This window comes from Variovorax sp. GW458-11-26-14-LB1 (assembly GCF_059423965.1).
This window is the reverse complement of the sequence record NZ_JBWKYW010000007.1, coordinates 50,305-75,267: the sequence shown is the minus strand read 5'-3', so window position 1 is coordinate 75,267 and position 24,963 is coordinate 50,305. Positions and strand designations below refer to the sequence as shown.

13 protein-coding genes are annotated in these 24,963 nt (G+C 72.8%); 10 read left to right on the top strand and 3 right to left on the bottom strand.

Translation table 11 applies throughout. The features are described from left to right. Positions 1-17: 17 nt before the first annotated feature. From AC07YS_RS07335 to AC07YS_RS07320, 4 genes are read left to right on the top strand one after another with little or no spacing between them, the layout of a single operon-like run. A complete protein-coding gene (locus tag AC07YS_RS07335) occupies positions 18-1,922 on the top strand; it encodes a TolC family protein (RefSeq protein WP_495267781.1) in 1,905 nt (634 codons plus the stop codon). 14 nt (positions 1,923-1,936) lie between these two features. Continuing rightward, on the top strand, positions 1,937-2,734 hold the full coding sequence (locus AC07YS_RS07330) for an efflux RND transporter periplasmic adaptor subunit (protein ID WP_495267780.1): 798 nt from the start codon (positions 1,937-1,939) through the stop codon (positions 2,732-2,734). A gap of 28 nt (positions 2,735-2,762) precedes the next feature. Next, on the top strand, positions 2,763-4,115 hold the full coding sequence (locus AC07YS_RS07325) for an efflux RND transporter periplasmic adaptor subunit (RefSeq protein WP_495267779.1): 1,353 nt from the start codon (positions 2,763-2,765) through the stop codon (positions 4,113-4,115). Next, complete coding sequence (locus AC07YS_RS07320; RefSeq protein ID WP_495267778.1) at positions 4,109-6,232, top strand: site-2 protease family protein; 2,124 nt, start codon at positions 4,109-4,111, stop codon at positions 6,230-6,232. Before AC07YS_RS07325 ends, AC07YS_RS07320 begins: the two co-directional genes overlap by 7 nt. Before the next feature lie 60 nt (positions 6,233-6,292). On the opposite strand, the gene AC07YS_RS07315 is transcribed toward AC07YS_RS07320, so the two are convergent. Further along, positions 6,293-6,427, bottom strand: coding sequence for a hypothetical protein (locus AC07YS_RS07315; protein WP_495267777.1), 135 nt, complete (start codon positions 6,425-6,427; stop codon positions 6,293-6,295). A gap of 149 nt (positions 6,428-6,576) precedes the next feature. Between AC07YS_RS07315 and AC07YS_RS07310 the strand changes: the two genes are divergently transcribed. Continuing rightward, complete coding sequence (locus AC07YS_RS07310; RefSeq protein ID WP_070061203.1) at positions 6,577-7,074, top strand: arsenate-mycothiol transferase ArsC; 498 nt, start codon at positions 6,577-6,579, stop codon at positions 7,072-7,074. Positions 7,075-7,080: 6 nt separating this feature from the next. Here AC07YS_RS07310 and AC07YS_RS07305 read toward each other — a convergent pair whose 3' ends face one another. Next, entirely contained in the window at positions 7,081-7,401 is a 321-nt protein-coding gene (locus AC07YS_RS07305; RefSeq protein WP_062482657.1) for a hypothetical protein, read from the bottom strand. A 266-nt stretch (positions 7,402-7,667) separates the two neighbouring features. Between AC07YS_RS07305 and AC07YS_RS07300 the strand changes: the two genes are divergently transcribed. Then, entirely contained in the window at positions 7,668-7,925 is a 258-nt protein-coding gene (locus AC07YS_RS07300; RefSeq protein WP_062482654.1) for a hypothetical protein, read from the top strand. Between the two features lie 235 nt (positions 7,926-8,160). Here AC07YS_RS07300 and AC07YS_RS07295 read toward each other — a convergent pair whose 3' ends face one another. Continuing rightward, a complete protein-coding gene (locus tag AC07YS_RS07295; protein ID WP_095745878.1) occupies positions 8,161-8,532 on the bottom strand; it encodes a hypothetical protein in 372 nt (123 codons plus the stop codon). Between the two features lie 235 nt (positions 8,533-8,767). Here AC07YS_RS07295 and AC07YS_RS07290 point away from each other — a divergent pair, with 235 nt between their 5' ends. From AC07YS_RS07290 to AC07YS_RS07275, 4 genes are all read left to right on the top strand, one after another. After that, entirely contained in the window at positions 8,768-9,490 is a 723-nt protein-coding gene (locus AC07YS_RS07290) for a secretin and TonB N-terminal domain-containing protein (protein ID WP_495267776.1), read from the top strand. Positions 9,491-9,495: 5 nt separating this feature from the next. Continuing rightward, positions 9,496-10,056 (top strand): RNA polymerase sigma factor, encoded by a 561-nt coding sequence (locus AC07YS_RS07285; protein ID WP_070061200.1) that lies wholly within the window; start codon positions 9,496-9,498, stop codon positions 10,054-10,056. Further along, positions 10,046-11,047 carry a FecR family protein gene (locus AC07YS_RS07280; protein ID WP_495273705.1) on the top strand — a complete coding sequence of 334 codons (1,002 nt, stop codon included), beginning with the start codon at positions 10,046-10,048 and terminating at the stop codon, positions 11,045-11,047. The genes AC07YS_RS07285 and AC07YS_RS07280 overlap by 11 nt, the downstream gene beginning before the upstream one ends. Before the next feature lie 131 nt (positions 11,048-11,178). Then, on the top strand, positions 11,179-24,846 hold the full coding sequence (locus tag AC07YS_RS07275) for a filamentous hemagglutinin family protein (RefSeq protein WP_495267774.1): 13,668 nt from the start codon (positions 11,179-11,181) through the stop codon (positions 24,844-24,846). The last annotated feature ends 117 nt before the right edge of the window (positions 24,847-24,963 follow it).

Below are 24,963 nucleotides of genomic sequence, written 5' to 3'. Positions count from 1 at the left end.
CCTATCCATCGAGCACCATGACCGACATTCACAAGCAACCCGCGTCGACCTTCCGTTTCCCCTTGTCGTGGACCGCTGCCGCGGCCGTGCTGATGCTGGCCGGCTGCAGCATGACGCCGGTGCAGCTCACGCGCGACGAGATCGTGGTGCGCGTGCGCCACGACCAGAAGCAGCTGTACAAGGACCAGGCCGCGGTCGCCACGCCCATGACGTATTCCGAGGTGCTGGCGCGCGCGCTCAAGTACAACGCCGACTACCGCCTCAAGCTCATGGAGTCGGCCCTGGCGCGCGGCCTGCTCGACGTGTCGGCCGCCGACATGCTGCCCAAGCTGGTGGCCGACGCCGGCTACAACGACCGCAGCAACGACTCGGGCGGCACCAGCATCGGCATCGAGGACCGCGTGGTGAGCCTGCGGCCCTCGACCTCGGAGCAGCGCTCGCACTACTACGGCCGTGCCACGCTGTCGTGGAACGCGCTCGACTTCGGCATCAGTTACTTCCGCGCCAAACAGGCGGCCGACGAGGTCAACATCGCCGAGGAGCGCCGCCGCAAGATCCTGCAGAACATCGCGCAGGACGTGCGCAGCGCCTACTGGCGCGCCATCGGCGCGCAGCAGCTCATCGGTGACGCCGACCGGCTGGCCGTGCGCATCGAGGACGCATTGAAGAAATCGCGCGAGGCCGAGCGCGCCGGCGTGCTGCCGCCCGCGCAAGGGCTGGCCTACCAGCGTGCGTTGCTCGATGCGATGTCGCTGGTCAACGCCAAGCGCCAGGAAATGCAGTTCGCCAAGCGCGAGCTGGCCGCGCTCATGAGCCTGCCGCCGGGCGTCGACTTCACGCTGGTCGAAGGGCCACAGGACGGGCGCGCACCGGTCACGCTGGACATCGACAAGCTCGAGGTCGCCGCGCTGGAAAACCGCGCCGAGCTGCGCGAGGAAGACTACAAGGCGCGCATCGGCATCGCCGAGACCAAGAAGCAGATCGCCTCGCTGTTTCCCAGCCTGAACCTGTACGCCGGGGCGCGCTACGACTCCAACTCTTTTCTCTACAACAGCAACTGGAGCGACGCGGGCGTGAGCCTGTCGATGGACCTGTTCCGGCTGGCGGCCATCCCGGCCATCAACCGCACCAACGACGCGCGCAAGAAGACCGACGAGGCCCGCCGCCTGGCGCTGACCATGGCAGTGGTCACGCAGGTGCGCGTGTCGGCCGAGCGCTACAAGCTGGCGGTGGTCGACCAGGAGTTGGCGGCCGAATCCAGCCGCGTCGACCAGCGCATGGCCAGCGTGGCACGCGCCGGTGCCAGCAACCAGCTCGAGAGCGAGCTCGAGGCGCTGCGCGTCGATGCGCGCGCGCTGGTGTCGCGCTTCCAGCTGGCCACGGCCTATGCGGCCACGCAGACCTCGTACGGCCGGGTGCTCAACTCGGTCGGCATCGACCTGATGCCGGCCACCGTGGCCAGCACCGACATCAAGACCGTCGCCAGGGCCATCGAGCAGAGCATGGCCGAAGGCGAGAAGGCGGTGTTCCTCGAAGCGGCGCTGATCCCGGTGCGCAACCGGCCGGTGACCGTGCGCGTGCGCGACCTGCCGTCGGGCGTGAGCGAAGCGGCGGTGCGCGGCGCGGTCGAGCGCATCGTCACGCGCAACGAGCTGGTGGCCTCGGGGTCGGCCGATGCGCTCGTGCTCACGCTGGCCTTCCAGCGCAACGTGCCGCAGCAGCGCGGCACCACGCGCGCCCAGTGGCGGCTCACGCTGGCCGAGCCGGGCGGGCGCGAGCTGCTGTCGCAGAACTACGCGAGCTACGTGCCGGCCGTGACGACCGAAAGCGCCGTGAGCGCTTTTGCCGAGGCGGCGACGCTGTCGGTGATCACGGACGTGCGGCGCCTCGCGCGCACGGGCGCCACGGTGACGCAGAAGTGAAAGCGAGCCCGCCCTTGAAACCGTCGTCCTTCTCCGCGCTTCGCATCGGCGTGCTCCTGGCCTGCGCCCTGGGTGGCGCCTTGCAGGCCGGCGCCCAGCCGGCACCCGCGCCGCGCGCCGCCCCGGCGGGTGCGCCGGGCAACCTGGCGCCGGTGCGTTTTCTCGTGGTGGCCGCGCAGGAAAGCGTACTCTCGGCTTCGGCGCCGGGCCGCTTCGCGAAGGTGCCGGTGAGCCTGGGCGACACGGTGCGCGCGGGCCAGGTGCTGGCCGCCTACGAATGCGACGAGATCCAGGCGCGCCGCGCCGCCGCGCGGGCCGAGCACGAGGCGGCCAAGGTGCAGTACGTGGGCAAGCTGAAGCTGCAGGGCCTGCAGTCGGCGGCCGAGATCGAGGTCGAGCTGGCGGCGGCCAACGTGAACAAGGCGCAGAGCCAGGTCCGCATCTTCGACGCGCAGATCGCGCAGTGCAATTTCGTGGCGCCCTTCGCCGGCAAGGTGGCGCGCGTGCATGTGAAGGTGGGGCAGGGCGTGAACCCCGGCGCGCCGGTGGTCGAGCTGGTCGGCAACGGCCCGCTGAAGGCGCGCATGAACGTGCCCTCGCAATGGCTCGCGTGGCTGAAGACCGGCCAGCGCCTGGACGCCACGGTCGACGAGACCGGCGCCGCCGTGGTGTTGAAGGTCACGCGCGTGTCGGGCCGCGTGGACGCGGTGAGCCAGACCATCGAGATCGAGGCCGAACTCGCGGGCGACGCGGCCGGCCAGGTGCTGCCGGGCATGAGCGGGCAGGTGCGCGCGCCGGTCGGCAGGGGATGAGCGCCGCGCGCGGCAAGGGCGGAGCGTCGTGACCGATCTCGCGTTCCATGCGCTGGCCGCCAAGGTGCGCGCGGCGCAGCGCCCGGCCGACCTGGCCTTCCTGATCTGCAACGAGACCCATGCGATCGCGCCGTACCGGCAGGCCGCGCTGGTCGGTTTTTTCGGCGCGCGCCGCACGCGGCTGGTGGCGCATTCGGGGCTGGCCGATGTCGAGTCCGATTCGCCCTATGCGCTGTGGCTGGCCTCGGTGGCCGACCACCTGAAGGCGCGGCTGGACGAACTGCCGGCCGCCGCGCGCGTGCTGGCGCTGTCGCCCGGCATGCTGCCGCCCGCGCTCGCCGCCTCCTGGGCCGACTGGCTGCCCGACCAGGTGTGGGTGCTGCCCATGGCTGACCCCGACGGGCGCGCGCGCGCCGCGCTGTTCCTGGCGCGCGAGGCGCCGTGGCCCACCGAGTTCGACGCCAAGGCGCCCGAGTTCCTGCTGCTGCAAGCGAGCGCGATGTACGGCCATGCGTGGTGGGCGCTGACCGGGCGCCGCCGCTCCATCGGCACGCTGCTGCAGGAAGCCTGGGCGCGCAAGCCGCTGCGCTGGGCGCTGGCGCTGCTGCCGCTCGCGCTGCTGGTGCCGGTGCGCGAGTACGCGCTGCTGCAGGCCGAGGTGATCTCCACGCGCAGCCAGGTGATCGCCTCGCCGCGCGACGGCGTGATCCGTCGCATGACCGTGCCGCCCAACACGCCGGTGGTGGCCGACCAGACCATCGCCGAGCTCGACGACACCACGCTGGACAACCGCCTGGCCGTGGCGCGCGCGGCGCTGTCGACCGCGCGGCTGGAGCTGCACCAGGCCTCGCAGCGGGCCATCGAGTCGCAATCGGCCAAGGCCGAGCTGAGCCTGGCCGAAGGCAAGCTGCGCGAACGCGAGGTGGAGGTGAGTGCGCTGCAGCGCGAAGTGGCGCAGCTGCAGATCAAGGCGCCGGCCGCGGGCGTGTTCGTGTACTCCGACCCCGACGACTGGGCCGGCCGTCCGGTGCAGACCGGCGAGCGCGTCGGTCTGCTGGCCGACCCGGCCGTGCTCGGCGTGCAGGCCTGGGCGCCGGTGAGCGAGGCGGTCAACCTGGCGCCGGGCGCGCCCATGACGCTGTTCCTGCGCGTGGCGCCGCTGGACCCGGTGTCGGCCCGGCTCGACCACGCCGGCTACCAGGCGGTCGAGGCGCCCAACGGCGTGGCGAGCTACCAGCTGCGCGGCCACCTGAGCGAGCCCTCGGGCGTGGCGCGCATCGGCCTGCGCGGCACGGCGCGCGTGTCGGGCGAGTGGACCGTGCTCGGCTACCTGCTGCTGCGCCGGCCGTTCGCGGCGGCGCGGGAGTGGTGCGGATGTTGAGCGGCACGGCGCCCGCAGGCCGTGGCGCCCCCGCGGGCGCTGCAGCGCCGCCGCCGTGGCCGGCGCTGCGCGAGGAACTGCAGATCCATCCGGCCGGCGCCAACGGCGACGGCTCGCCGGCCTGGCACGTGTGCGACCCGGTGCGCAACCTGTTCTTTCGCATCGGCTGGCTGGAGTTCGAGATCCTGCAGCGCTGGCCGATGGCCGACGCCGCGCGCATCGCGCAGGCGATCGAACGGGACACCCCGCTGGCGCCCGACGCCGACGACGTGGCGCGCTTCCAGGGCTTTCTCGAACAGCACCAGCTGCTGCGCACCGTGCGCCGCAAGCCGCCGATGCCGGCCTGGCGCTGGCTGCTCAACAACTACCTGTTCGTGCGCATTCCGCTGGTGCGGCCGGCGCGGCTGCTCGAGAAGATGCTGCCCTGGGTCGAGTGGCTCTACAGCCGCTGGTTCGTGGCGCTCAGCGTGCTCGCCGCCGGCGTCGGCGTGCTGCTGGCCGCGCGGCAGTGGGACACGGTGGCGGCCCAGCTGCGCGGCGCCATCAGCTGGGAGGGCGTGCTGGGTTTTGCCGGCGCGCTCGTGGTGTCGAAGCTGCTGCACGAGATGGGGCACGCGCTCATGTCCACGCGCCACGGCGTGCGCGTGGGGCACATGGGCGTCGCGCTGCTCGTGATGTGGCCGATGGCCTACACCGACACCGGCGAGAGCTGGAAGCTGGCGCGCTCGCGGCACCGCCTGGCCATCGCGTCGGCCGGCATCTGCGCCGAGCTGGTGCTGGCCGCGTGGTCGACGCTGCTGTGGGCCTTCATGCCCGACGGCGACCTGCGCAACGCGCTGTTCTTTCTGGCGACGACGGCCTGGGTGCTGACGCTCGCGGTGAACGCCAGCCCCTTCATGCGCTTCGACGGCTACTACATGCTGACCGACGCGCTGGATTTTCCCGGCCTGCACGAGCGCGCCGGGCAGCAGGCCAAGCGCGCGCTGCGGCGCTGGCTGCTGGGCTTCGACGACCCGTCGCCCGAGACGCTGACGCCGGGCTTTCGCCGCTTTCTCATCGCCTTCGCGTTCGCCACCTGGGTCTACCGGCTGGTGCTCTTCATCGGCATCGCGGTCGTCGTCTACCACGCGTTTTTCAAGGCGCTGGGCGTGTTCCTGTTCGTGGTCGAGATGGGCGTGTTCGTCGTGCGGCCGGTGATGGCCGAGCTGCGCGTGTGGCACGCGCGGCGCGGCGAGATCAAGCCGCGGCGGCGCATCGTGGCGGTGCTGCTGTTCGCACTCGTGGCGGCCGTGCTGCTGGTGCCGTGGCACGGCGGCATCTCGGCGCCGGGCGTGATCCGGGCCGGCGTCGAACAGCCTGTGTTCTCACCGTATGCGGCGCGGCTAGCGGCGATGGAAGCGAACGACGGCGCGACCGTGGCGGCGGGACAGTCGCTGGTCACGCTCGAGGCGCCCGGCCAGACCGAGGAGCGCGAGAAGGCGCGCGTGATGTCCAGCGCCTACGCGCGCGCGGCACGCGGCGCCATGGGCCTGGAAGAACGCCCGGCGGCGCAGCAGGTGCTGGCCGAGCAGCAGGCCAGCCGCTGGGACACCGAACGCCGCGCGCGCGACGCCGAGCTGCTGCGCCTGCGGCTCGTGGCGGCGCACGGCGGCACGCTGCGCGACGTCGATCCGCTGCTGCAGTCCGGCACGTGGGTGGCGCCGTCGCAACTGATGGCGATGGTGGTCGACGGCCGGCGCTGGCGCGTGGAAGCGCTGGTGCCCGAGCACGACCGCCAGCGCCTGGCGGCCGGCAGCCGCGCGGTGATCCTCGTGAAGGGCCGCACACGCAAGCTCGAAGGGCAGGTGCGCGCCATCGACAACAGCCCGGTGCGCCGGCTGCCGCACCTGCTGCTGGCGCAGGACCACGGTGGCCCGATCGCGCTCAACCCGACCGCGCAGAAGAAAGACCTGCGTCCGGCCGAGGCCTGGTTCCGCGTGACGGTGGAGGGAGAAGACGACGCGCCGGTCGACGGCGTGCGCGAGGTGCGCGCGCATTTCGAAGGCACCCGCGAGAGCCTGGCCCGCCGCTGGGTCCATGCGGCGACCTCGGTGCTGATCGAGCAGTCGGGGTTCTGAACAAGCGCGCCCGCTTGCGCCGGCCGGCCACGTGCCGGCAGGCGATGCCCGCGGTCTGCCTTACAGCCGGGTGTGCTCGGAGCGCGGCAGGCGGTCCTGGTCGGAACGCAGGACTGCCAGCATGCTCATGAGCGTCACGCCCGCGGCAAGACCGACCAGGAAAGCAAGCACAACGAGGGTAGGGTCGGTTGTCATGCGGTTCTAACGCCGACCCATCCCGCAAGGTTTACGAGTGTTTACACTTATTTGTCATGTCTGCAGGTCCGGGGTAAACAGGCGTCTGCAAAAGGGTCCCTGTGCTTCGGCACCCACCTGCCACACGGCGTGGCTATAGTCGTTCGACCATGCAGAAACGGATCGAGGTTGTCTTTGTCTCGCGGCGCAATTCGCTGCGCAGCGTGCTGGCCGAGGCCTGTCTTGCCCACCTCGATGCGAAGCGCTTTTCGGTGCGCTCGTGCGGGCAGCCGGGGCGGCTGGCGGCGGACGTGCACCCCGCGGCCGTCGAGGCACTGGGCAGCGCCGGCATGGCCTTGCCGACCTCGCCGCCGCGCAGCTGGGACCTGCTGGCGCGCGCGGGATCGCACAACGCCGATGTCGTCATCACGCTAGACCCCTCGCTCGAACCGCTGCAGCCGCGCTGGCCCGGCCAGCCCGATGCGGCGCTGTGGCCTTACCCCGACGTGGCCGGCGCCAACACCGGCCCGGACGACGCGGCGCATGGCGCGCTGCAGGTGCTGTATTCGCTGCGCCGCCGGCTCGAATTGCTGGTCAACCTGCCGCTCGTGGGCGCCGACCGCAGCGCGCTGCGCTCCGACATCCGGGACATGGCGCACATGCGCTGACGCGCGCTAGGGCGCGGCGAGCCGCAGCACGAAGGTCTTGGTGTGCGGGTCGGTGAGAAACACCTGCGCCACCTGCCAGGCCTGCGCATGCGCGTCGCGCCAGGCGGTGGCGTACTTGATGTCCAGGCGGGTCATGGGCGGTTCGTCGAGCCGCTCGAGCCGGCGCCAGAGCCGGTAGCAGTGCGCGACCTGCCGGGGCGAGCCGAGCAGTTCCTCGAGTTTGATGCGGTAGGTGAATGCCGCCACCATCACGTCGCGCACCGTGACGTTGCGCCCCTCGACTTCGATGGTGTAGAGGTGTTCGGCGGAGTGGATCTCGTCCTTCATGCGGCGGCGCGGAAATCGGGGCGGACGGTGTCGACCTGCGGGGCAGGCCGGTCGGGAGGATGCGCAGAAAGAGGGAGACGGATCACGGCCGCTCCATCCTAGATGGCACGCTGTTTCGGCGCGAGTGCCGAAAGTCATGCGGATGTTCACACATGGTGTCCCTTTGCGCGAAGCGCGTGAAATTGTTATTAAACGAAATTAAATGCTAATACCTAGGAACTATGTCCTAGGGCGGCGCCGGCAGTAGCCCTAAGCTCCTCACTGACATGAGCGCCACACAGCAACATCTTTTCGTCGAACTTTCCGACGGTTGGTCCAGCGAGATCGACATCCGCCAGACCACCGGCGGCCGCTATGCCGGCGTGGCCGAACTTCGCCTGCGCGGGCTCAAGCGCGGCGTGCTCGTCTTCATGCAGCAGCCCTCGCTGGACGCCGCGGTCGCGCGCGTGCGACTGCGGGCCAGCCAGTTCGCCCGCGAGCGCCTGTCGCTCGCCGAAGCCCGGACCGGCGCACGGGCGAGCTGACCGGGTTCATCCGCACCCCGCGGTTGAAGTTTTTCTATCCCGGCCATCGGGATTGCCAAACCCGCTGCGCCCGCAAGCGGCGCACCATCGAGGCTCACGGATCTCACCGATGGAGCACACGACATGTTGAAGACCTTCAGGAAAGCCATGGGCGTCGCCATTTCGCTGGCCGGGTTCGTGGTGCTGGTGACCCAGCAACTCTGAACGCCCGGCCTTTTTTCCCGCATGCCGCCGCTCAGGGCCGGGGCGGCAGCAGCGGCGAGGTGTACACCGCCGGCGGCGGACGCTGCGGATACACCGAGGTGCCGAAGGTGTTGCCCATGCGGTGCCCGGTCGCCGCACGGTTGAACAAGCCCAGCTGATTGCCCGGCCGCTGCGTGATCGCTTCCGAGGCCAGCCCGGGCGCCGCGTCGTCCGGCCCGCGCGCGGGCATCGTGGGCGCGAGCTTGCGGGTCAGGCAGTCGTAGGCGGGCGTGCGCTCGCCGTTCACCACCACTTCGACGCAGCTGCCGTCGGCCTCGCCGCCACCGGAAGGCGGTGTCTGCGCCGCCGCGCCAGTGCCGATCACCGAGAGCATCACGCCGAACAGCCACACACCGACGCGCATCGTTGCACCCCAGGAAAAAAAGAAGAAGGAACGCCGTGCCGCGATCACGGCCAACCGGGCAGTCTGGACCGCGTGCAAGTCAGGAAGAAGACGGAATCTCGCGAGGTCGGAAGTGTGAACGAAACGTCACATGTCGGTCATGCGCGGTCGCTAGTCTCGCCCGCACGCTCACCCGGGCCGCACGGCGGACGGCCACTTTCCAGACCCTTCGTTGCTGCTGTTGATCCTCCGTCACATGACACGTACTTCCGCATCGGGCGGTGGCCTGACACTGTCCTGGTGCCTCGTCATGGCGCTGGTGATGTGCGCCGCCCACGCCGCGGCAGCCGACGACATGGTGAGCGACGCGCCGGCGCTGCATTTCGACCTGCCGGCGCAGCCGCTGGCACGCTCCCTCGCCGTCTTCGGCCACCTCACCGGTCACTCGGTGCTCGTCACCAGCCGCCTCACCGACGGCCGCGAGGCGTCGCCGGTGCAGGGCGACTTCGCGCCGCGCGACGCGCTGCAGCGGATGCTCGTGGGCACCGGGCTGGTGGCGCGCTACACCGGCGCCAGCGCGTTCACGCTCGTGCCGACACAGCCGGCGACCGCCGTCCCGGACGAACGCGCGCCGGCGGGCGCCGCCCCGGCCGGCAATGCCCCGGCCTTGCAGGCTTACGCGGCCGTGCTGCAGGGCGCGGTCACGCGCGTGCTGTGCATCGCGCAGCCCGACGCCTTCGGCCGCTACCGGCTCGCGGTCCAGTTGTGGATCGACCCGGCGGGCGCCGTCACCGAGGCACGCCTGCTCGAGGGCAGCGGCGTGCCGGCGCGCGATGCCACGGTGCTCGCCAGCCTGCGCACGCTCGGCCTGGACACGCCGCCGCCGGCCGCGCTGCCGCAGCCCGTCACGCTGCTGCTGACCCCGCGCCCCGACCCGGCGCGCGACTGCCGGCCGTACCTGCGCGCGCGCGCAGGCTGAGGCACATGTCCGAATCGATCAAGGCCTCGCTGCGTGCGCTGTTCCTCGCGCGCTATGCGCAGTTCCGCAAGCACCTGCACCACCGTCTCGGTTCGGAAGACCTCGCCAACGACGCGCTGCAGGAGGCCTACCTGCGCGTGGAGAACTCGACCGTGCGCAGCGCCGTGCGCTACCCCTCGGCCTACCTGTTCCGCATTGCGCTCAACGTGGCGGAAGACCAGCGCAAGAGCAACGCGCGGCTGCTGAGCGTGGGCGAGGTCGAGGCGCTGTACGACATGGCCGACGAGGCCGCCGACCCCGCGCGCGGCGCCGAGGCGCGCAACGAACTCGAGGCCCTCGAGCGCGCGCTGGCCGAGCTGCCGCGCCGCCGCCGCGCCATCGTGCTGGCCGCGCGTGTCGACGAGATGCCGCACAAGGACATCGCGGCGCGCTACGGCGTGTCGGCGCGCACCGTCGAGAAGGAATTGCGCGCCGGCCTGGAACATTGCTGCGAGCGGCTCGGGCGGGATTTCATCCAGCGCTTCGGTCCTGGCGCCGGAAAACAGTCTCCCCATGATGACCGCTGAAGAATCCCAGGCGACCGAGGCCATGAAGCAGACCCTGCAACGCGAAGCGCAAGCCTGGGTGGTGCGGCTCGGCTCGCAACAGGCCACCGAAGACGACGCCCAGGCCTTCCGGCGCTGGTGCGCGCGCAGCCGTGACCACGCGCAGGCCTTCGTGCATGCACGCCAGGTGTGGCAGGCCATGGCGCCGGCCGCGCAGCGCGTGCGCCAGCAGGAAGCGCGCGAGGCGGCCCACCGCCGCCTGCCGGTGCCCGGACGCCGTGCCTTCCTGGGCGGCGCGGTTGCGGCGTCGGTCGCCTACCTCGCGGTGTCGCCGCCGCTGGCGCTGTGGCCCTCGGTCGCCGAATGGGGCGACGACTACCGCACCGCCACCGGCGAGCAGCGCGAGGTCGCCATGGGCGACGGCGTGGTGCTGCAGATGAACACGCAGACGCGCATCAACCTGCGGCGCGGCGCGACGCCGGAGCTTGCAGGCGAGGCCATCGAGCTGGTGTCCGGCGAGGCCGAGGTGCTGGCCGGCGGTCCGGCCTCGGCGCGCGTCACGGTCGCGGCGGGCGGCGGCACGGTGTCGGCGACGCGCGCGCGCTTCAACATCCGCCACCTGGACGGCGAGGTTTGCGTGACCTGCCTGGCGGGCCAGGTCGACGTGGCGCAAGGCACGCAGCAGGCGCGGCTCGACGAAGGCCGGCAGCTGCGCTACGGCCCCGCGGGGCTCGGCGTCGTCACGGGCGTGGACACCGGCCCGGTCGTCGCCTGGCGCCGCCGCCAGCTCGTGTTCGACCAGGTGCCGCTGTCGCAGGTGGTGGCCGAGGTCAACCGCTACCGCCACGGCCGGCTCATCCTCACGAACGAGGCGCTGGGCCGCAGCCGCGTGCAGGCCAGCTTCTCCATCGACCGGCTGGACGACGTGGCCTTCCTCGTGCGCGACGTGTACGGCGCCGAACTCACGCAGCTGCCCGGCGGCATCGTGCTGCTGGGCGCCGCGAGCGCCTGAAGTGCGTTCGTGAAGATTTCGTGACATGGTGCAGTCGCGCCGGACCTTCGCTGTCATAGCTCGGTAGTCCACGGGCCCTTGCGCTTCGTGGCCCCGATCGAGCAACGAAACACGAACCCATGGAAGTCCGCATGCAACGCAGCAGCCGCCGCACGGTGTCCCGGCGCAATCCGCCGAACGCGTCCTCTTCTTCTTATTCGTCTGCCGCATCCGCGCAGGTCCGGCTCACGCCGCTGGTGCGCGCCATCGCGCTGCTGCTGGCCGGCGGCGCCGCGTTCGACGGCGCGCAGGCGCAGCAGGCGTTCAGCGGCGCCTGGATGGCGCAGAAGAACATGGCGCAGAGCACCGCGCTCGCCACCGGCCGCCTGCCCAACGGCCTGCCCGCCGCGATGCTCGCGGGGCCGCAGGCGCAGCAGCAGCGTGCCAACGAACAGCTGCAGCAGTCCCTCGGCAACCTGAACCTGGCGGCGCGCGCCATCGCCGCGCAGCAGTCGGCGCAGGCCGCGGCGCGCGCCGCCGCGCAGCTCGACCCCTCGGTGCCCGATGGCCTGGCCGAAGGCGGCTTGAAGGTCGACACGAATTCGCTCACCGCCGGCTGGCACAACGCGCGCCCGCTCACCACTGATTCGCAGCGCCAGGCCGCGGGCCGCACCGTGGTCACGGTCGAGCAGACCGCCGACAAGGCGATCCTCAACTGGGAGACCTTCAACGTCGGGCGCAACACCACCGTGAAGTTCGACCAGCAGGCCAGCTGGTCGGTGCTCAACCGCGTGAACGACCCGAAGGCGCGGCCTTCGCAGATCCAGGGGCAGATCCAGGCCGACGGCACGGTGATGGTCGTGAACCGCAACGGCATCGTGTTCAGCGGCAGCAGCCAGGTCGACACGCGCAACCTCGTGGCCGCGGCCGTGGGCATGAGCGACGCGCAGTTCAAGCGCGGCCTGTACAGCGAAACGCGCGGCAGCACCCAGGTGCCGGTGCTGGCCAACGACCTGGTGCTCCACGCCACCGGCGCCACGCACGGCGCGGCCACCGCCGACGTGGTGGTGGAGCCCGGTGCGCGCATCGCCACGCGCCGGCCCACCAGCGTGACCGAGGGCGGCGGCTATGTGCTGCTGGCCGGGCGCGAGGCCCACAACCACGGCAGCATCACGACCGCCAACGGCCAGACCGTGCTGGCCGCCGGCGACGCCTTCGTGATCCGCAAGGGCATGGGCACCGACGGCAACAGCGACTCGAGCACGCGCGGCAACGAGGTCGATCCGCTGCGCCTGGCCGGCAGCGCCGCCGGCCGCGTGCGCAACACCGGCCTGATCGCCGCGCCGACCGGCGACGTGACCCTGGTCGGCAAGACCGTGGAGCAGCAGGGCGTGCTGCTGTCCAGCAGCTCGGTCAACACGCGCGGCACGCTGCACCTGCGGGCGGTGGGCGAGGCCGGCGAGGCGCGCGTCACGCTGGCGCCGCAGAGCACCAGCGCGATCGTGCTGGAGAACGACGGCGCCACCGCGCTCGACGTGCAGCGCGACACCCTGCTGAAGGACTCGATGCGCCTGAGCGACGGCGGCTACAACCGCCGCGACCAGTCGCTGGTGAAGATCGACTCGGCCGGCGACATCGACTTCGACGGCGGCTCGCTCACCCTGGCCACCGGCGGCCAGGTGCAGGCGCGCGCCGAGCGCCGCACGCGCGTGGCCAGCGGCGCCGCCATCGACGTGGCCGGCGCGGTCGGCGTCGGCGTGGCCATGGCGTCGAACAACGTGAAGATCAACGTGCAGGGCAACGAGCAGCGCGACGCGCCGCTCAACCGCGACGGCAAGCGCCTGAACAACCTGGACATGTGGATCGACCGCCGCGATCTCGTGCGCGTGGCGGCCGGCGTCAACGGCTACGCCGGAGAGCGCTGGTACACCGGCGGCGGCCTGCTGGAGGTCGGCGGCTACCTCAACACCGACGGCCACACGGTCGGCGAATGGGCCGCGTCGGGCGGCACGGTGGCCTTCGCCGGCGGCGAGCTGGTCACGCAGCGTGGCTCGCGCATCAACGTGGCCGGCGGCACGCTCGACGTGCAGACCGGCCGGCTGCAGCAGAGCTGGCTCAAGGGCCCCGACGGGCGCCTGTACAACCTGTCGACCGCGCCGGCCGACATCGTCTACACCGGCCTGTACCGCGGCTTCGAGGACGAACACGCGCGCTGGGGCAAGACCACCACCGGCTACTTCTACAACCCGCTGATCGCGCCGCGCGAACGGCTGGAAAACGGCTACACCGTGGGCCGCGACGCCGGCCAGGTGCAGGTCGGCACGCGCGCCGCGGTGCTCGAGGGCGACATCGACGCCACCGTGTTCCAGGGCGAGCGCCAGCAGCGCAAGCGCGATGCGGGGCTGGACAGCTACCGCCAGCTGCAGACCGCGGCCCCGCTGGCCGGGCGCCTGGTCATCGGCGGCGTGGCGCCGGTGTACGACGCCGCCACCGGCCTGCTGCGCGACAACCCGTCCGCGCGGGTCGACCGCGTCACCTTCGCCGAGGTGCCGATCTCGCCCGCCTCGCTGGCCGATGCGCTGGCCGATGCGCTGGCCGCCGGCGAGGCACTGCCGAAGGAGCTCGCGGGCCATGTGCGCATCGACAGCCAGTGGCTGCAGCGCCAGCGCCTGGGCGGCGTCGTCGCCTATGCGAACGACACGGTGGCGGTGACGTCCGCGCTCGCGGTCGCGCCCGGCGGCAGCATCGCGCTGCACGCACCCACGGTGGCGGTGGACGCCGACCTGGTCGCGCGCGGCGGCAGCATCGCGCTGGGCGACCTGGTCAGCCGCTTCGCCAGCGCCAACGGCGGCAGCTGGGTCGACATCTCCATCGCCGACGTGCTGCCGGTCGGCTACGCGCCGCGTGTGGCGGTGGGCGAGGGCGTGCGGCTGGATGCGCGCGGCCTGTGGAGCCACATCGCGCAGTCGCCCGACCGCATCGAGGGCCTGCCTTACGTGGACGGCGGGCAGGTCACGTTGCGCAGCACCGGCGACGTGGTGCTCGGCGCGCGCAGCCTGGTCGACGTGTCGGGCGGCGCGGCCCTGCTGGCCGGCAACGAACTGCGCGGCGGCCGTGGCGGTGACGTGACGCTGATGGCGGCCCAGCCCGGCAACGAAGGCGCGGGCCCGGGCACGCTGCGCATGGACGGCGAGGTGCGCGGCCACGGCGTGAAGGGCGGCGGCAAGCTGACGCTGGCCAACGGCGCGGCCATCGGCATCGGCGAGCTGCCCGCGGGCGGCGACGGACAGCTCGCGGCGGGGCGCAGCAGCACCGTGCACCTGCGGCTGGCCGGCGACTACGTCATCGCCGCCGGCAGCGAGATCCCGATGGACTTCGCCGTCACGGTGTCGCGCGCGCTGCCGGGCGAGGCGCTCAAGGAGAGCGTGCAACCCGGCGTCAGCAACGCGCGCACCGTCATCACCGGCGCCGACTGGGTGGTGCCGCCGGGCACGCAGGCGTTCCTGCTCGATGGCAAGGGCTACGAGCCGGGCCAGACGGTGCCGGCCGGCAGCGTGCTGGCGGCCATCACCCTGCTGGCCCAGGGCTACGTGCTGCCCAAGGACGTGTTCCCCTCGGGCCTGCCGATCCCGCCCAAGACCACGTCGTACAAGGCCGGCACGGTGGCCGCCGCCGACACCGTGATGCCCGCGGGCACGCCGATCGTCGCCGGCACCGCGCTGCCGCGCGCGGTCGCGGTGCAGCCGCTGCTGCGCCTGGACACCGACCTGTTCCGCAGCGGCTTCGCGCAATACACGGTGCGCGGCCAGGACGGCGTGGCCGTGGCCGACGGCGCGCGCGTGGACGTGCGCATGCCGGTGCAGCGCTTCGACCCCGTCGCCGGCGCGCTCGCGCCCACCGGCGCCGACCCGTCCACCGCGCTGCCGCTGTGGATGCCGCCGGTGTACCAGGACGATCCGGTGAAGCAGAAGCTCACCCAGCGCGCCGGCGCCGACCTGACGCTGGAGGCCGGCACGCTCTACCAGCGCGCGCCGCTGGTGGTGGGCGAGGGCGCCCACATCGCGCTCGATCCCGGCCGCACGCTCACGCTGCGCGGCAACGACCAGATCACGGTCGATGGCACGCTCTCGGCCTGGGGCGGGCGCGTCGCGCTGCTGCCGGGCGAGCACGGCATGAGCAACGCGCGCAACCTGGCCGACGGCATGCCCAACGCGCGCTCGTACTGGATCGGCGAGCACGCGCTGATCGACGTCGCCGCGCGCCCGGTGGTGGCCACCGACGCGCGCGGCCACCGCTACGGCCAGGTGGCCAACGGCGGCACCATCGAGATCGGCGGGCGCCACGTGCTCGATGCCACGCAGGTGGACGCGGCCGATGCCTTCGTGGTGCTGCGCCCCGGCGCGCGGCTGGAGGCCTCGGGCACCTCGGCAACGCTCGACCTGGCGGGCCGTGGCGCGACCGAGGTCGCCAGTCACGGCGGCACCATCGCGCTGAGTTCCTTCCGCGGCCTGTTCCTGGACGGCGACATGCGCGCCGCGGCGGGTGGCGCGGGCGCGGCCGGCGGCATGCTGGCGCTGAACCTGGACACGCCCATCTACGGCACGGTGGCGCGCTACAACCTGAAGGGCGAGAACGTCGACGACGCGGTGCGCGTGCCGCGCGAGATGCTGCTGGCGCAGGTGCAGGGCCGCAGCGCGGTGGCCGACGCCGCCGGCCTGCGTCCGGGCCAGGCGCACGGCGCGCTGGCCTACGGCACGGCGCGCATCGGCGTCGACCGCATCCACGACGGTGGCTTCGACAACCTGTCGCTGCTCAGCCACGGCATGCTGTCCTTCGACGGCAGCGTCGATCTCTCGCTGGGCCAGAGCCTGCGCCTGACCACCACCGCGCTGGCCCTGGCCGATGCGTCCGCGCCCGATGCGCGCGTGGCACTGGCGGCGCCCTACATCCGCCTGGCCGCCAGCGGGCGCACCCAGCCCGACGACTACATCCTGCCCAACCCGGTGCTCGGCTCGCGCAACGCCGGCGGAGGGGCCGGCACGCTGGGCGTGCCGCTGGTGTCGGCCGGCAGTTCGCTGCGGCTGGACGCGCAGCTCATCGACCTGGCGGGCATGGTGCAGCAGGGCGTGCGCGGCACCATCGTGCGCAACGTGCCCGAGGACCTGGTCGTGGAGCGCAACGCCTTCGACCGCACGCTGCTGCGCAGCAGCGGCGACCTGCGCTTCTCGAACAACGCCAGGTTCTACGTGCCGGGCGACCTCACGCTGGCGGCGGCGCAGATCTATCCGGCCACCGGCGACAGCGGGCTGGTGCAGGTCGGCCAGCGCAACGTCATCGACAAGTGGGGCACCCGCCAGGCCGAGATGGACATGAACCGCCGGCTGGTGATCGAGCGCGTGGGCGACACGCCGGCCATGCCGCAGTCGGCCTTCGGTTCGCTCACCTTCCACGCCGCCCACATCGAGCAGCGCGGCGTGCTGCGCGCGCCGCTGGGCGGCATCGCGCTGGGCAGCGTCTTCGGCGACACCGCCACCAGCACCGTGCAACTGCATGCGGGCAGCCTGACCTCGGTCAGCGCCGACGGGCTGCTGATGCCCTACGGCGGCACGCAGGACGGGCTGACCTATCTCTTCAACGGCAAGGACGTGGCCTACCGCGTGCCCGGCGTCGGCCCGGCCATCACGCTGTCCGGCCACGCGGTGGACGTGCGCGAGGGCGCGGTGCTCGACATGTCGGGCGGCGGCACGCTCACCGGCACCGCCTTCCTGGCCGGTCGCGGCGGCTCCACCGACGCGCGCATGCATCCGCTGGTGCAGGTGGGCGCGCAGCGCAAGGGCTTCGTGCTGCCCGGCCTGGCCACCAACCCGGTCTATGCCATCGTGCCGGGCGTGCAGCCGCTGCAGGCGCCGCTCGGCGCCGAGAAGGGCGCGAGCGATCCGGCGCTGGGCCGGCAGATCACCATTGGCGCCGGCGTGCCCGGCCTGCCGCCGGGCCGCTACACGCTGATGCCCTCTACCTACGCGCTGCTGCCCGGCGCCTTCCGCGTCGAGCTCAACGGGCTGGCCGCGCAGGTCGGCGCGCCGGGCAGCGCGACGGCGATGCGCAACGGCTCCTACACCGCGCCCGCGCAATTGGGCGTGGCCGGCACCGGCATCCACGACGCGCTGCCGCTGCAGGCGGTGTTCACGCCGGGCGACGTGCTGCGCACCTACGCGCAGTACAACGAGACCGGCTATGCCGACTTCGCCGTGGCGCAGGCGCTGCGCGACGGCGTGCCGCGTCCGCTGCTGGAGCGCGACGCCAAGGCGCTGCGCTTCCAGTTCGGCCTGAAGGGCTCGGCGGGCGAGATGCCCGGCGAACCCGCGCTGCGCTTCGCCGGCACCGCACGCTACGCCACGGTGGGCGACGGCATGGGCGGCACGGCGCTGGTGCTCGGCGGAACGGCGCGCTCCTTCGAGGTGCTGGGCGACGGCGCCGCGCCCACGCCGGACTTCAAGGGCACCTCGCTGCATGCGCGCGACCTCAACGCCATCGGCGCCGCGCAGCTGGCCATCGGCGGCGCGCCGGCGGGCACCTTCGTGCAGGACCCCACCGCGGCCGACCGGCTGAAGGACGCCAACCGCCTGGGCTTCAGCAGCGCCGCCGAGGGCATCGTGCTGCGCGAGGGCGCGGTGCTGCGCGCGGGCGAGGTGTTCCTGGTCACCGACCGCCGCGACTCGGGCATCACCGTCGAGTCCGGTGCCGGCATCGACACGCTGGGCCGCGGGCCGGCGGCGGGGGACTCGCGCCGCGGCTACATCTACGAGCCGGGCTTGCGCAGCGTGCTGGCGGTGTCCAACGGCTGGATCGACATCCAGCCGCCGTCTGCGTCGAGCGGCGGCCAAACGGGCCCAGGCCGCATCGACATCGGCGTGTGCGCCTCCAGCGGCAGCTGCAGCGCCGGCGCGCGGCTGTATTCCGAAGGCACCATCACCGCCGCCACCGATCAGGCCTTCACGCTGGGCGAAAGCACGCGCTACGGCACGCGCAACCTGGTGCTGGCACTGGGCGGCATCAACGTGGGCGGTGAACGCGCGCTGGGCGACGCCGCCGCGCGCGGCGCGCTGCCGCCGGGCCTGACGCTGAACCAGTCCGTGCTCGACCGCCTGCTGCGCGGCGACACCAGCACCGGCGCACCCGCGCTGGAGAACCTGGTGTTCACCGTGCGCGACGCGGTCAACTTCTTCGGTTCGACGCAGCTGTCGACCATCGACCCCGCCACCGGCCAGTCGACGATCGCGCGCCTGATGCTGACCACGCCCGCCATCTACGGCTGGGGCGATGCCGACAGCGTGGCGCGCATCCACACCGACGTGCTGGTGTGGAACGGCACCCGCACGCCGCCCGGCCTGGTGGCCACCGGCGGCGCGGGCACCGGCAGCGGCCGGCTGCAGATCGACGCGCGGCGCATCGAACTGGGCGCCGCGCGCGACATGCGCGTGGACACCGTGCACGACATGGACCGGCTGGTGCTGGGCTTCGGCGAGGTGCAACTCAACGCGAGCGAGCAGGTCACGGCGCGGCAGAAGGGTTCGCTCTCGGTCTACCAGTCACAGGGCGCGTGGGACGAGGCCGCCAAGGGCTACGTGCGCACGGGCGGCGCGCTGCGCATCGACACGCCGCTGTTGACCGGCGAGGCCGGCTCGGTGATGCGCTACACCGCCGGCGGCGACGTGCGCGTGGCCGCGCCGCAAGGCATGCAGCCGGCCACGATGACCGACGCTGAAGCGTCGCGCGCGCTCGGTGCCGAGATCGCCATCGACGGGCGCAGCGTGGCGCTCGACACCGCCGTGGTGCTGCCCAGCGGCAAGCTGGTGCTGCGCGCCGACGGCGACGTGCAGCTGCACGACGGCGCACGGCTGGACCTGGCCGGCCGGCGCCTGCGCTTCTTCGACGTCGACAAGTACAGCTGGGGCGGCGACGTGGAGATCGAGAGCCGCACGGGCAACGTGCGCCAGGCCGCGGGCGCGCAGATCGACCTGTCGGCGCAGAACAACCGCGCCGGCCGGCTGGCCGTCACCGCGCTCGGCGCGGGCGCCGGGCAGGTCGAGTTGCTGGGCCGTATCGTGGGCGGCAGCAGCGGCGAGTACGACGCGGGCGGCACGGCGGTGCCCTACGCGGCGGGGCGCATCGACGTGCGCGCACAGCGCCTGGCCGACTTCGCGGGCCTGAACCGCCGCCTGACCGACGGCGGCGTGGTCGGCGAGCGCAGCTTCCAGCTCAAGCAGGGCGACCTGGTGGTGGGCGACGAGCTGAGGGCGCGCGAGATCAACCTGTCGGTCGACGGCGGCCACCTCACCGTGGCCGGCACCGTGGACGCCGGCGGCGTGCAGGTCGGCAGCATCCGGCTGGCGGCGCGCGACGGCGTCACCATTGCCGGCAACGCGCTGCTCGACGCGCACGGCACGCGGCTGCGCGTGGACAGCTACGGCCAGGCCATCGAGGCGCCCAACCGCGCCACCATCGAGATCGACAGCGGCAAGGGCCGCCTCGTGCTGGAGAACGGCGCGCGCATGGACCTGCGCGCCGGCACCGACGGCACGCCGCGCGCCTTCGGCACGGTGGAGCTCAACGCGCCGCGCCTGGGCGGCGCGCGCGGCAACGACATCGACATCGACGCCGGCGGCACGCAGCGCATCGAGGGCGCGCGCACGATCACCGTCAACGGCTTCTTCCGCTACGACGACGCGCCCACGGGCACCGACCCGGACATCAGCGGGCGGCCCTACCAGCGCATCGACCAGGCCTACCTGCAGGCCAAGCACGAGGACAGCACCGCCTTCATGCGCAACGTGCTGGCCAACGGCGCGCTGGTCGACGGCCGGCTGGCCGGACTGCGCGCGTACGGCGATGCCTTCCACCTGCGCCCCGGCGTGCAGGTCGTGAGCCGGACGCCCGATGGCGACCTGCAGATCGACGGCGACCTCGACCTTTCGGCCTTCCGCTACGACAGCCTCAACGCGCGCACGCAGCGCACCGGCGTCTACGGCTCGGGCGAGGCCGGCGCGCTGGTGATCCGCGCGGGCGGCAACCTGAAGATCCACGGCAGCATCAACGACGGCTTCGACACCTCGGCGCTGCCGGCCACGCGCGACGACGACGGCTGGGTGCTGCTGAAAGGGCGCGTGCCCTTCGGCGGCGACGTGGTGGTGCCGCGCGGCGGCGTGGTCACGCTGGCCGAGAACACCTTCCTGCAGCCCGGGCGCGCGCTCAACTTCCAGGCGCCGCTCAAGGCCATGAGCCTGGCCGCCGGCACCGTGCTGCCGGTGCGCGCGGTGCTCACCGAGAGCTACACGCTGCCCGCGGGCACCGTGCTCGGCGGTGCGGTGCGCGATGCGTCCGGCCAGGTCCTTCATGCGGCCGGCACCGTGCTGGCGCAGCCGCTCGTGCTGGGCGCGAACATGCAGCTGGACCCCGGCGTGCGGCTGGCGGGCGCGGCCAAGGTCGGCCCGATGCTGTGGCCGGTCGGCGTGCCGCTGCCGTTCCCCGACGGCGCCGTGCTGGACGTCAACCAGCCGCCGTTCTACCGCTACAACGGCCCGGTGCTGGCGCGCGAGGTGCCGCTGCAGCGCGGCGCCGTCATCCCGGCCGAGACGGTGGTCGTGCTGCCCGGCGGCGCGGCGTCGGTCCGGCTGCGCCTGGCCGATGGCGACGGCAACCAGGGCCGCAACTTCGCCATCGCGCCGATGCTGGCCGAGGGCTCGCAGTCGTGGTCGATGCGCCTGGTGGCCGGCGCCGACACGCAGGCCGCCGACAGCCGCGCGCTGCAGCCGCGCGGGCCGCAGCGCGATCTGCTGCTGGCCGACACGCACTACGGCAACGCCTTCACGAAGCAGCTGGTCTCCGGCGGCAAGGTGTGGTCCTGGAACCAGCAAGCGGAGGACGAAGGCCTGGGCGGAAAGGGCGTGATCCTCACGCCGGAGGAGGTGTCCTGGGGCATGTGCGACATCGGCTATTGCGACCTGGTCTCCGAAACCCCCGAGGTCTGGGACTTCAAGTCCTACCCCGTGCGCCAGCCGCTGTTCAGCGTGGTGCGCACCGGCATCGGCGACCTGGACCTGCTGGCCGGCAACGACTTCACGCAGCGCTCGCCCTACGGCATCTACACCGCCGGCACCCGCGCCGCGGCGCGCGCGGACGACGCCGACTTCCACCTGCCGCGCGCCAAGGGCCCGCAAGGCACGGTGCTCAACGGCGGCTACGACATCTTCGAGCAGTTCGTCGACAGCCAGAGCCTGTACCGCGCCTGGTACCCCGACCACGGCGGCAACCTGCGCATGCGCGTGCAGGGCGATGCGCGCGGCGACACCATCGGCGTGCGCGGCAACATGCGCCGCACGACCGACGAACTGGGCGTCTTCCGCAAGCAGATGCCCAGCGCCATGCTCGGCAACTGGCTGTGGCGCCAGGGCACCGGCAGCGTGGTGCCGGGCGCCGAGGGCGTGCCCACCGCGTGGTGGATCAACTTCGGCAGCTACGTCGCGGGCCACGAAGGCACGACCTACGACCTCGGCGGCCTCTGGCCCTACCTGGTGGGCTTCACCGGCATCGGCACGCTGGGCGGCGGCAACCTGGTGTTCGAGACCGGCGGCAACGCCGGGATGATGGAGCAGATGGGCGACCACAGCGCCACCTACGTGGCACGCAGCCAGGGCCTGCATCTCGCCGTGGGCAGCACCGGCCGGGTGACGCGCGCGGGCGAGCTGCTGCTGACCGGCGGCGGCGACCTGGACGTGCGCATCGGCGGCACGCTGAACCCGGCGCCCGAGGTGCGCGCCGTGCCCGCCAGCACCACCTGGCAGGCCGGCAGCCTCCAGCGCTACGACCGCATGCGGCTGGACCTGAACGGGGTCTTCGCCAACCTGCGCGGCGCGCTGCGGCTGGAAAGCGGCGCGGTGGGCGGCATCGAGCTGGACTTCGGCACGCCCGGCCCGAAGGACTCGCGCGCGCTCAGCCCTTACGTCGCCGGCTCGTCGATCGCCTCGGGCGGCCCGGTGCTGATTCCCGGCGATGCCGGCGTGCGGCTCGAGGCGCGCGGCGACCTGGTGCTGGGCGGCGTGGCCGATCCGGGGCGCGTGCCCACGCTCACGCACGGCACGCCCTTCAGCGCCAACGGCACGCAGCACCCGGGCGAAGGCTGGACCTGGTTCTCGCTATGGACGCCGTCGACCGCGATCGACCTGTTCAGCGCCGGTGGCAACCTCACGCCGACGCTGGGCTGGACCGACCTGGGCGATCGCACCAACCACCAGGCGACCGACGGCCGCTTCGTCTACCCGGCGGTGCTGCGCGCGCTGGCGGCCAGCGGCAGCCTGTACTACGGCAGCGCGAGCTCGGGCGTGCGCGACGAATCGAGCAACGGGCCGGTGCTGTCGCCCTGGAGCCTCACGCTGGCGCCGTCGCCGGTCGGCCCGCAGTACGCGGTGAAGCGCACCGCGCAGCTGGAGCTGCTGGCGCGCGACTCCATTCACGCGGCGGGCTACACCGTCACGCCCTCGGGCGCCGATCCGTCGCGGCTGGTGGACCCGTTCCAGCCGGGCTTCGCCGCGCTGGGCGGCGAACTCTGGTACGGCCGCGAGCTGATCCACAACACGGCCGCCGACGCGCTGCTGCCCTCCATTGCACTGGACGGCCAGAATTCGTGGCTGCGCTTTCCGCTGTTCACGCTCACCTCGCCCAGCGTGGCCGACGTGGCGCCGGCGGGCCAGCCGCCGTCGCGCTTCTATGCGCTGGAGGGCGACATCGTGGGCCTGCGCACCGGCTCGATCGTCTACCGCGGCTCCAACACCGGCGTGGCGACGCCGAACGGGCTCTGGTACGAAGGGGCGGGCCCGGTGGCGATCCGCGCCGGGCGCGACATCGTCGGCGCCGGCACCGCGCTGGGCGAGGTCGATCTCGTGCCGTCGGAGGGCGCGGGCTGGCGCGGGCGCGACTTCCCCGGCCGGCCGGAACTGCCGCCGCAGCCGCAGACGCTGAACGCCGCCTCGGCGCGCGGCAACCTGATCGTGCACCGCCACGCCGACGACGTGTCGGTGGTGGAGGCCGGGCGCGACATCCGCAACAGCAGCTTCCACATCGCCGGCCCCGGCGAGCTGGTACTGAGCGCCGGGCGCGAGCTGTACATGGCCGACAAGGGCGAGCTCAAGAGCCTGGGCGCCATCGTCAACGTGAAGCCGGGCGACCGCAGCAGCGGCGCCGGCATCTCGGTGGCGGTGGGCGTGGGCCGCGACGGGCCGGACTGGGCCGGCTTCGCCGCGCGCTACCTCGATCCCAGGCGCCGCGCCGCGAGCGGCCAGCCCTTCGCCGACCAGCCCGGCACCGCGCTGTACAGCTACGGCGGCGAGCTCACGCTGGCCGGCTGGCTGTCGCAGCAGTTCGGCTACGGCGGCGACGAGGCCGGCGCCGACGCCTACCTGAAGCGAAAGCAGGCCGAGATCGACGACCAGCGCAGCGAAGGCGGCGGCAGCACGCGCCGCGACCTGGTGCGCGAGTTCGGCCTGGCCGAAGGCCTGCACCTGGTGAACTGGCTGCGCGATCGCTTCGGCGGGAACAACAGCCAGGGCCGCCACTTCGATGCCGCCAGCATGGACGCACAGGCCTTCTTCGCCGCGCTGCCGCCCGAGCAGCAGCAGGTGTACCTGCGCAACGTGTACTTCGCCGAGCTGCGCGCCGGCGGGCGCGAGTACAACGAGGAGGGCGGTCCGCGCCGGGGCAGCTACCTGCGCGGGCGCGAGGCCATCGCCACGCTGTTCCCCGCGCAGGGCGCCGACGGCGGCGCGCGCCGCTACCAGGGCGACCTGACCATGTTCAGCAGCGCCAACTACTACGCGAGCAGCTCGGACCCGTTCACCAAGCGCCCGCAGGCCGGCAAGAGCTACCTGCGGCGCGACGCCTGGACGGCCGCCGGCCGGCCCAGCGACATCGGCGTGTACGACGCGCTCGATGCCGGCATCCACACCAACTTCGGCGGCAACGTGAACATCCTCGTGCCAGGCGGGCGCACGCTGGTGGGGGTGGACGGCGGCTTCGTGCCGGGCGAGGGCTCGGGCGTGCTGACGCAGGGCGCGGGCGAGGTGCAGATCTACTCGCTGGACAGCATCCTGCTGGGCCAGAGCCGCATCTTCACCACCTTCGGCGGCGGCATCCTGGCCTGGTCGGCGCAGGGCGACATCAACGCCGGGCGCGGTTCGAAGTCGACCGTGGTCTACACGCCGCAGCGGCGCCTGTACGACGACGCCGGCAACGTCAGCCTGTCGCCGACCACGCCCAACACCGGCGCCGGCATCGCCACGCTGAACCCGATCCCCGAGGTGCCGCCGGGCGACATCGACCTGATCGCGCCGCTGGGCACCATCGACGCCGGCGAGGCGGGCATCCGCGTGTCGGGCAACGTGAACCTGGCGGCGCTGCGCGTGGCCAATGCCGAGAACATCCAGGTGCAGGGCAAGTCCACCGGCGTCCCGGTGGTGGCGGCGGTGAACGTGGGCGCGCTCACCAACGCCAGCGCCGCCGCCTCGCAGGCCGCCACCGCGGCGCAGGACGCCGTGCAGCGCGACCGCGCGGCCCAGCGCCAGGCGCTGCCCTCGGTGTTCACCGTGCGCGTGCTCGGCTTCGGCAACGAACCCGCGGGCGGCGAGGGCGGTGGCGGCGGTGCCGGCCGCGAGCGCAGCGGCGCGGCCTACGACCCCAAGGGCGTGGTGCAGGTGCTCGGCGCGGGCGCGCTCACGACCGCGCAGATGCAGTCGCTCACGCCGGGCGAGCAGCGGGGGCTGAAACGCTGAGGCGCTGAACCTTTGCGCTACCCGCGCAGGCGGAAAAAACAGAAGGGTCTCCCATGCGGAGGCCCTTCTTCTTATGTGCGCGAAACCCGCCGCGCCGGACCTCGTGCCGATTTCTTG

Excerpts from the sequence above, each read along its gene's own strand:
- AC07YS_RS07305 (WP_062482657.1), bottom strand. The coding sequence starts at position 7,401 with ATGAAGGACGAGATCCACTCCGCCGAACACCTCTACACCATCGAAGTC.
- AC07YS_RS07290 (WP_495267776.1), top strand. The coding sequence starts at position 8,768 with ATGACACGTACTTCCGCATCGGGCGGTGGCCTGACACTGTCCTGGTGC.
- AC07YS_RS07310 (WP_070061203.1), top strand. The coding sequence starts at position 6,577 with ATGCAGAAACGGATCGAGGTTGTCTTTGTCTCGCGGCGCAATTCGCTG.
- AC07YS_RS07320 (WP_495267778.1), top strand. The coding sequence starts at position 4,109 with ATGTTGAGCGGCACGGCGCCCGCAGGCCGTGGCGCCCCCGCGGGCGCT.
- AC07YS_RS07285 (WP_070061200.1), top strand. The coding sequence starts at position 9,496 with ATGTCCGAATCGATCAAGGCCTCGCTGCGTGCGCTGTTCCTCGCGCGC.
- AC07YS_RS07300 (WP_062482654.1), top strand. The coding sequence starts at position 7,668 with ATGAGCGCCACACAGCAACATCTTTTCGTCGAACTTTCCGACGGTTGG.
- AC07YS_RS07275 (WP_495267774.1), top strand. The coding sequence starts at position 11,179 with ATGCAACGCAGCAGCCGCCGCACGGTGTCCCGGCGCAATCCGCCGAAC.
- AC07YS_RS07280 (WP_495273705.1), top strand. The coding sequence starts at position 10,046 with ATGACCGCTGAAGAATCCCAGGCGACCGAGGCCATGAAGCAGACCCTG.
- AC07YS_RS07315 (WP_495267777.1), bottom strand. The coding sequence starts at position 6,427 with ATGACAACCGACCCTACCCTCGTTGTGCTTGCTTTCCTGGTCGGTCTT.
- AC07YS_RS07295 (WP_095745878.1), bottom strand. The coding sequence starts at position 8,532 with ATGCGCGTCGGTGTGTGGCTGTTCGGCGTGATGCTCTCGGTGATCGGC.
- AC07YS_RS07335 (WP_495267781.1), top strand. The coding sequence starts at position 18 with ATGACCGACATTCACAAGCAACCCGCGTCGACCTTCCGTTTCCCCTTG.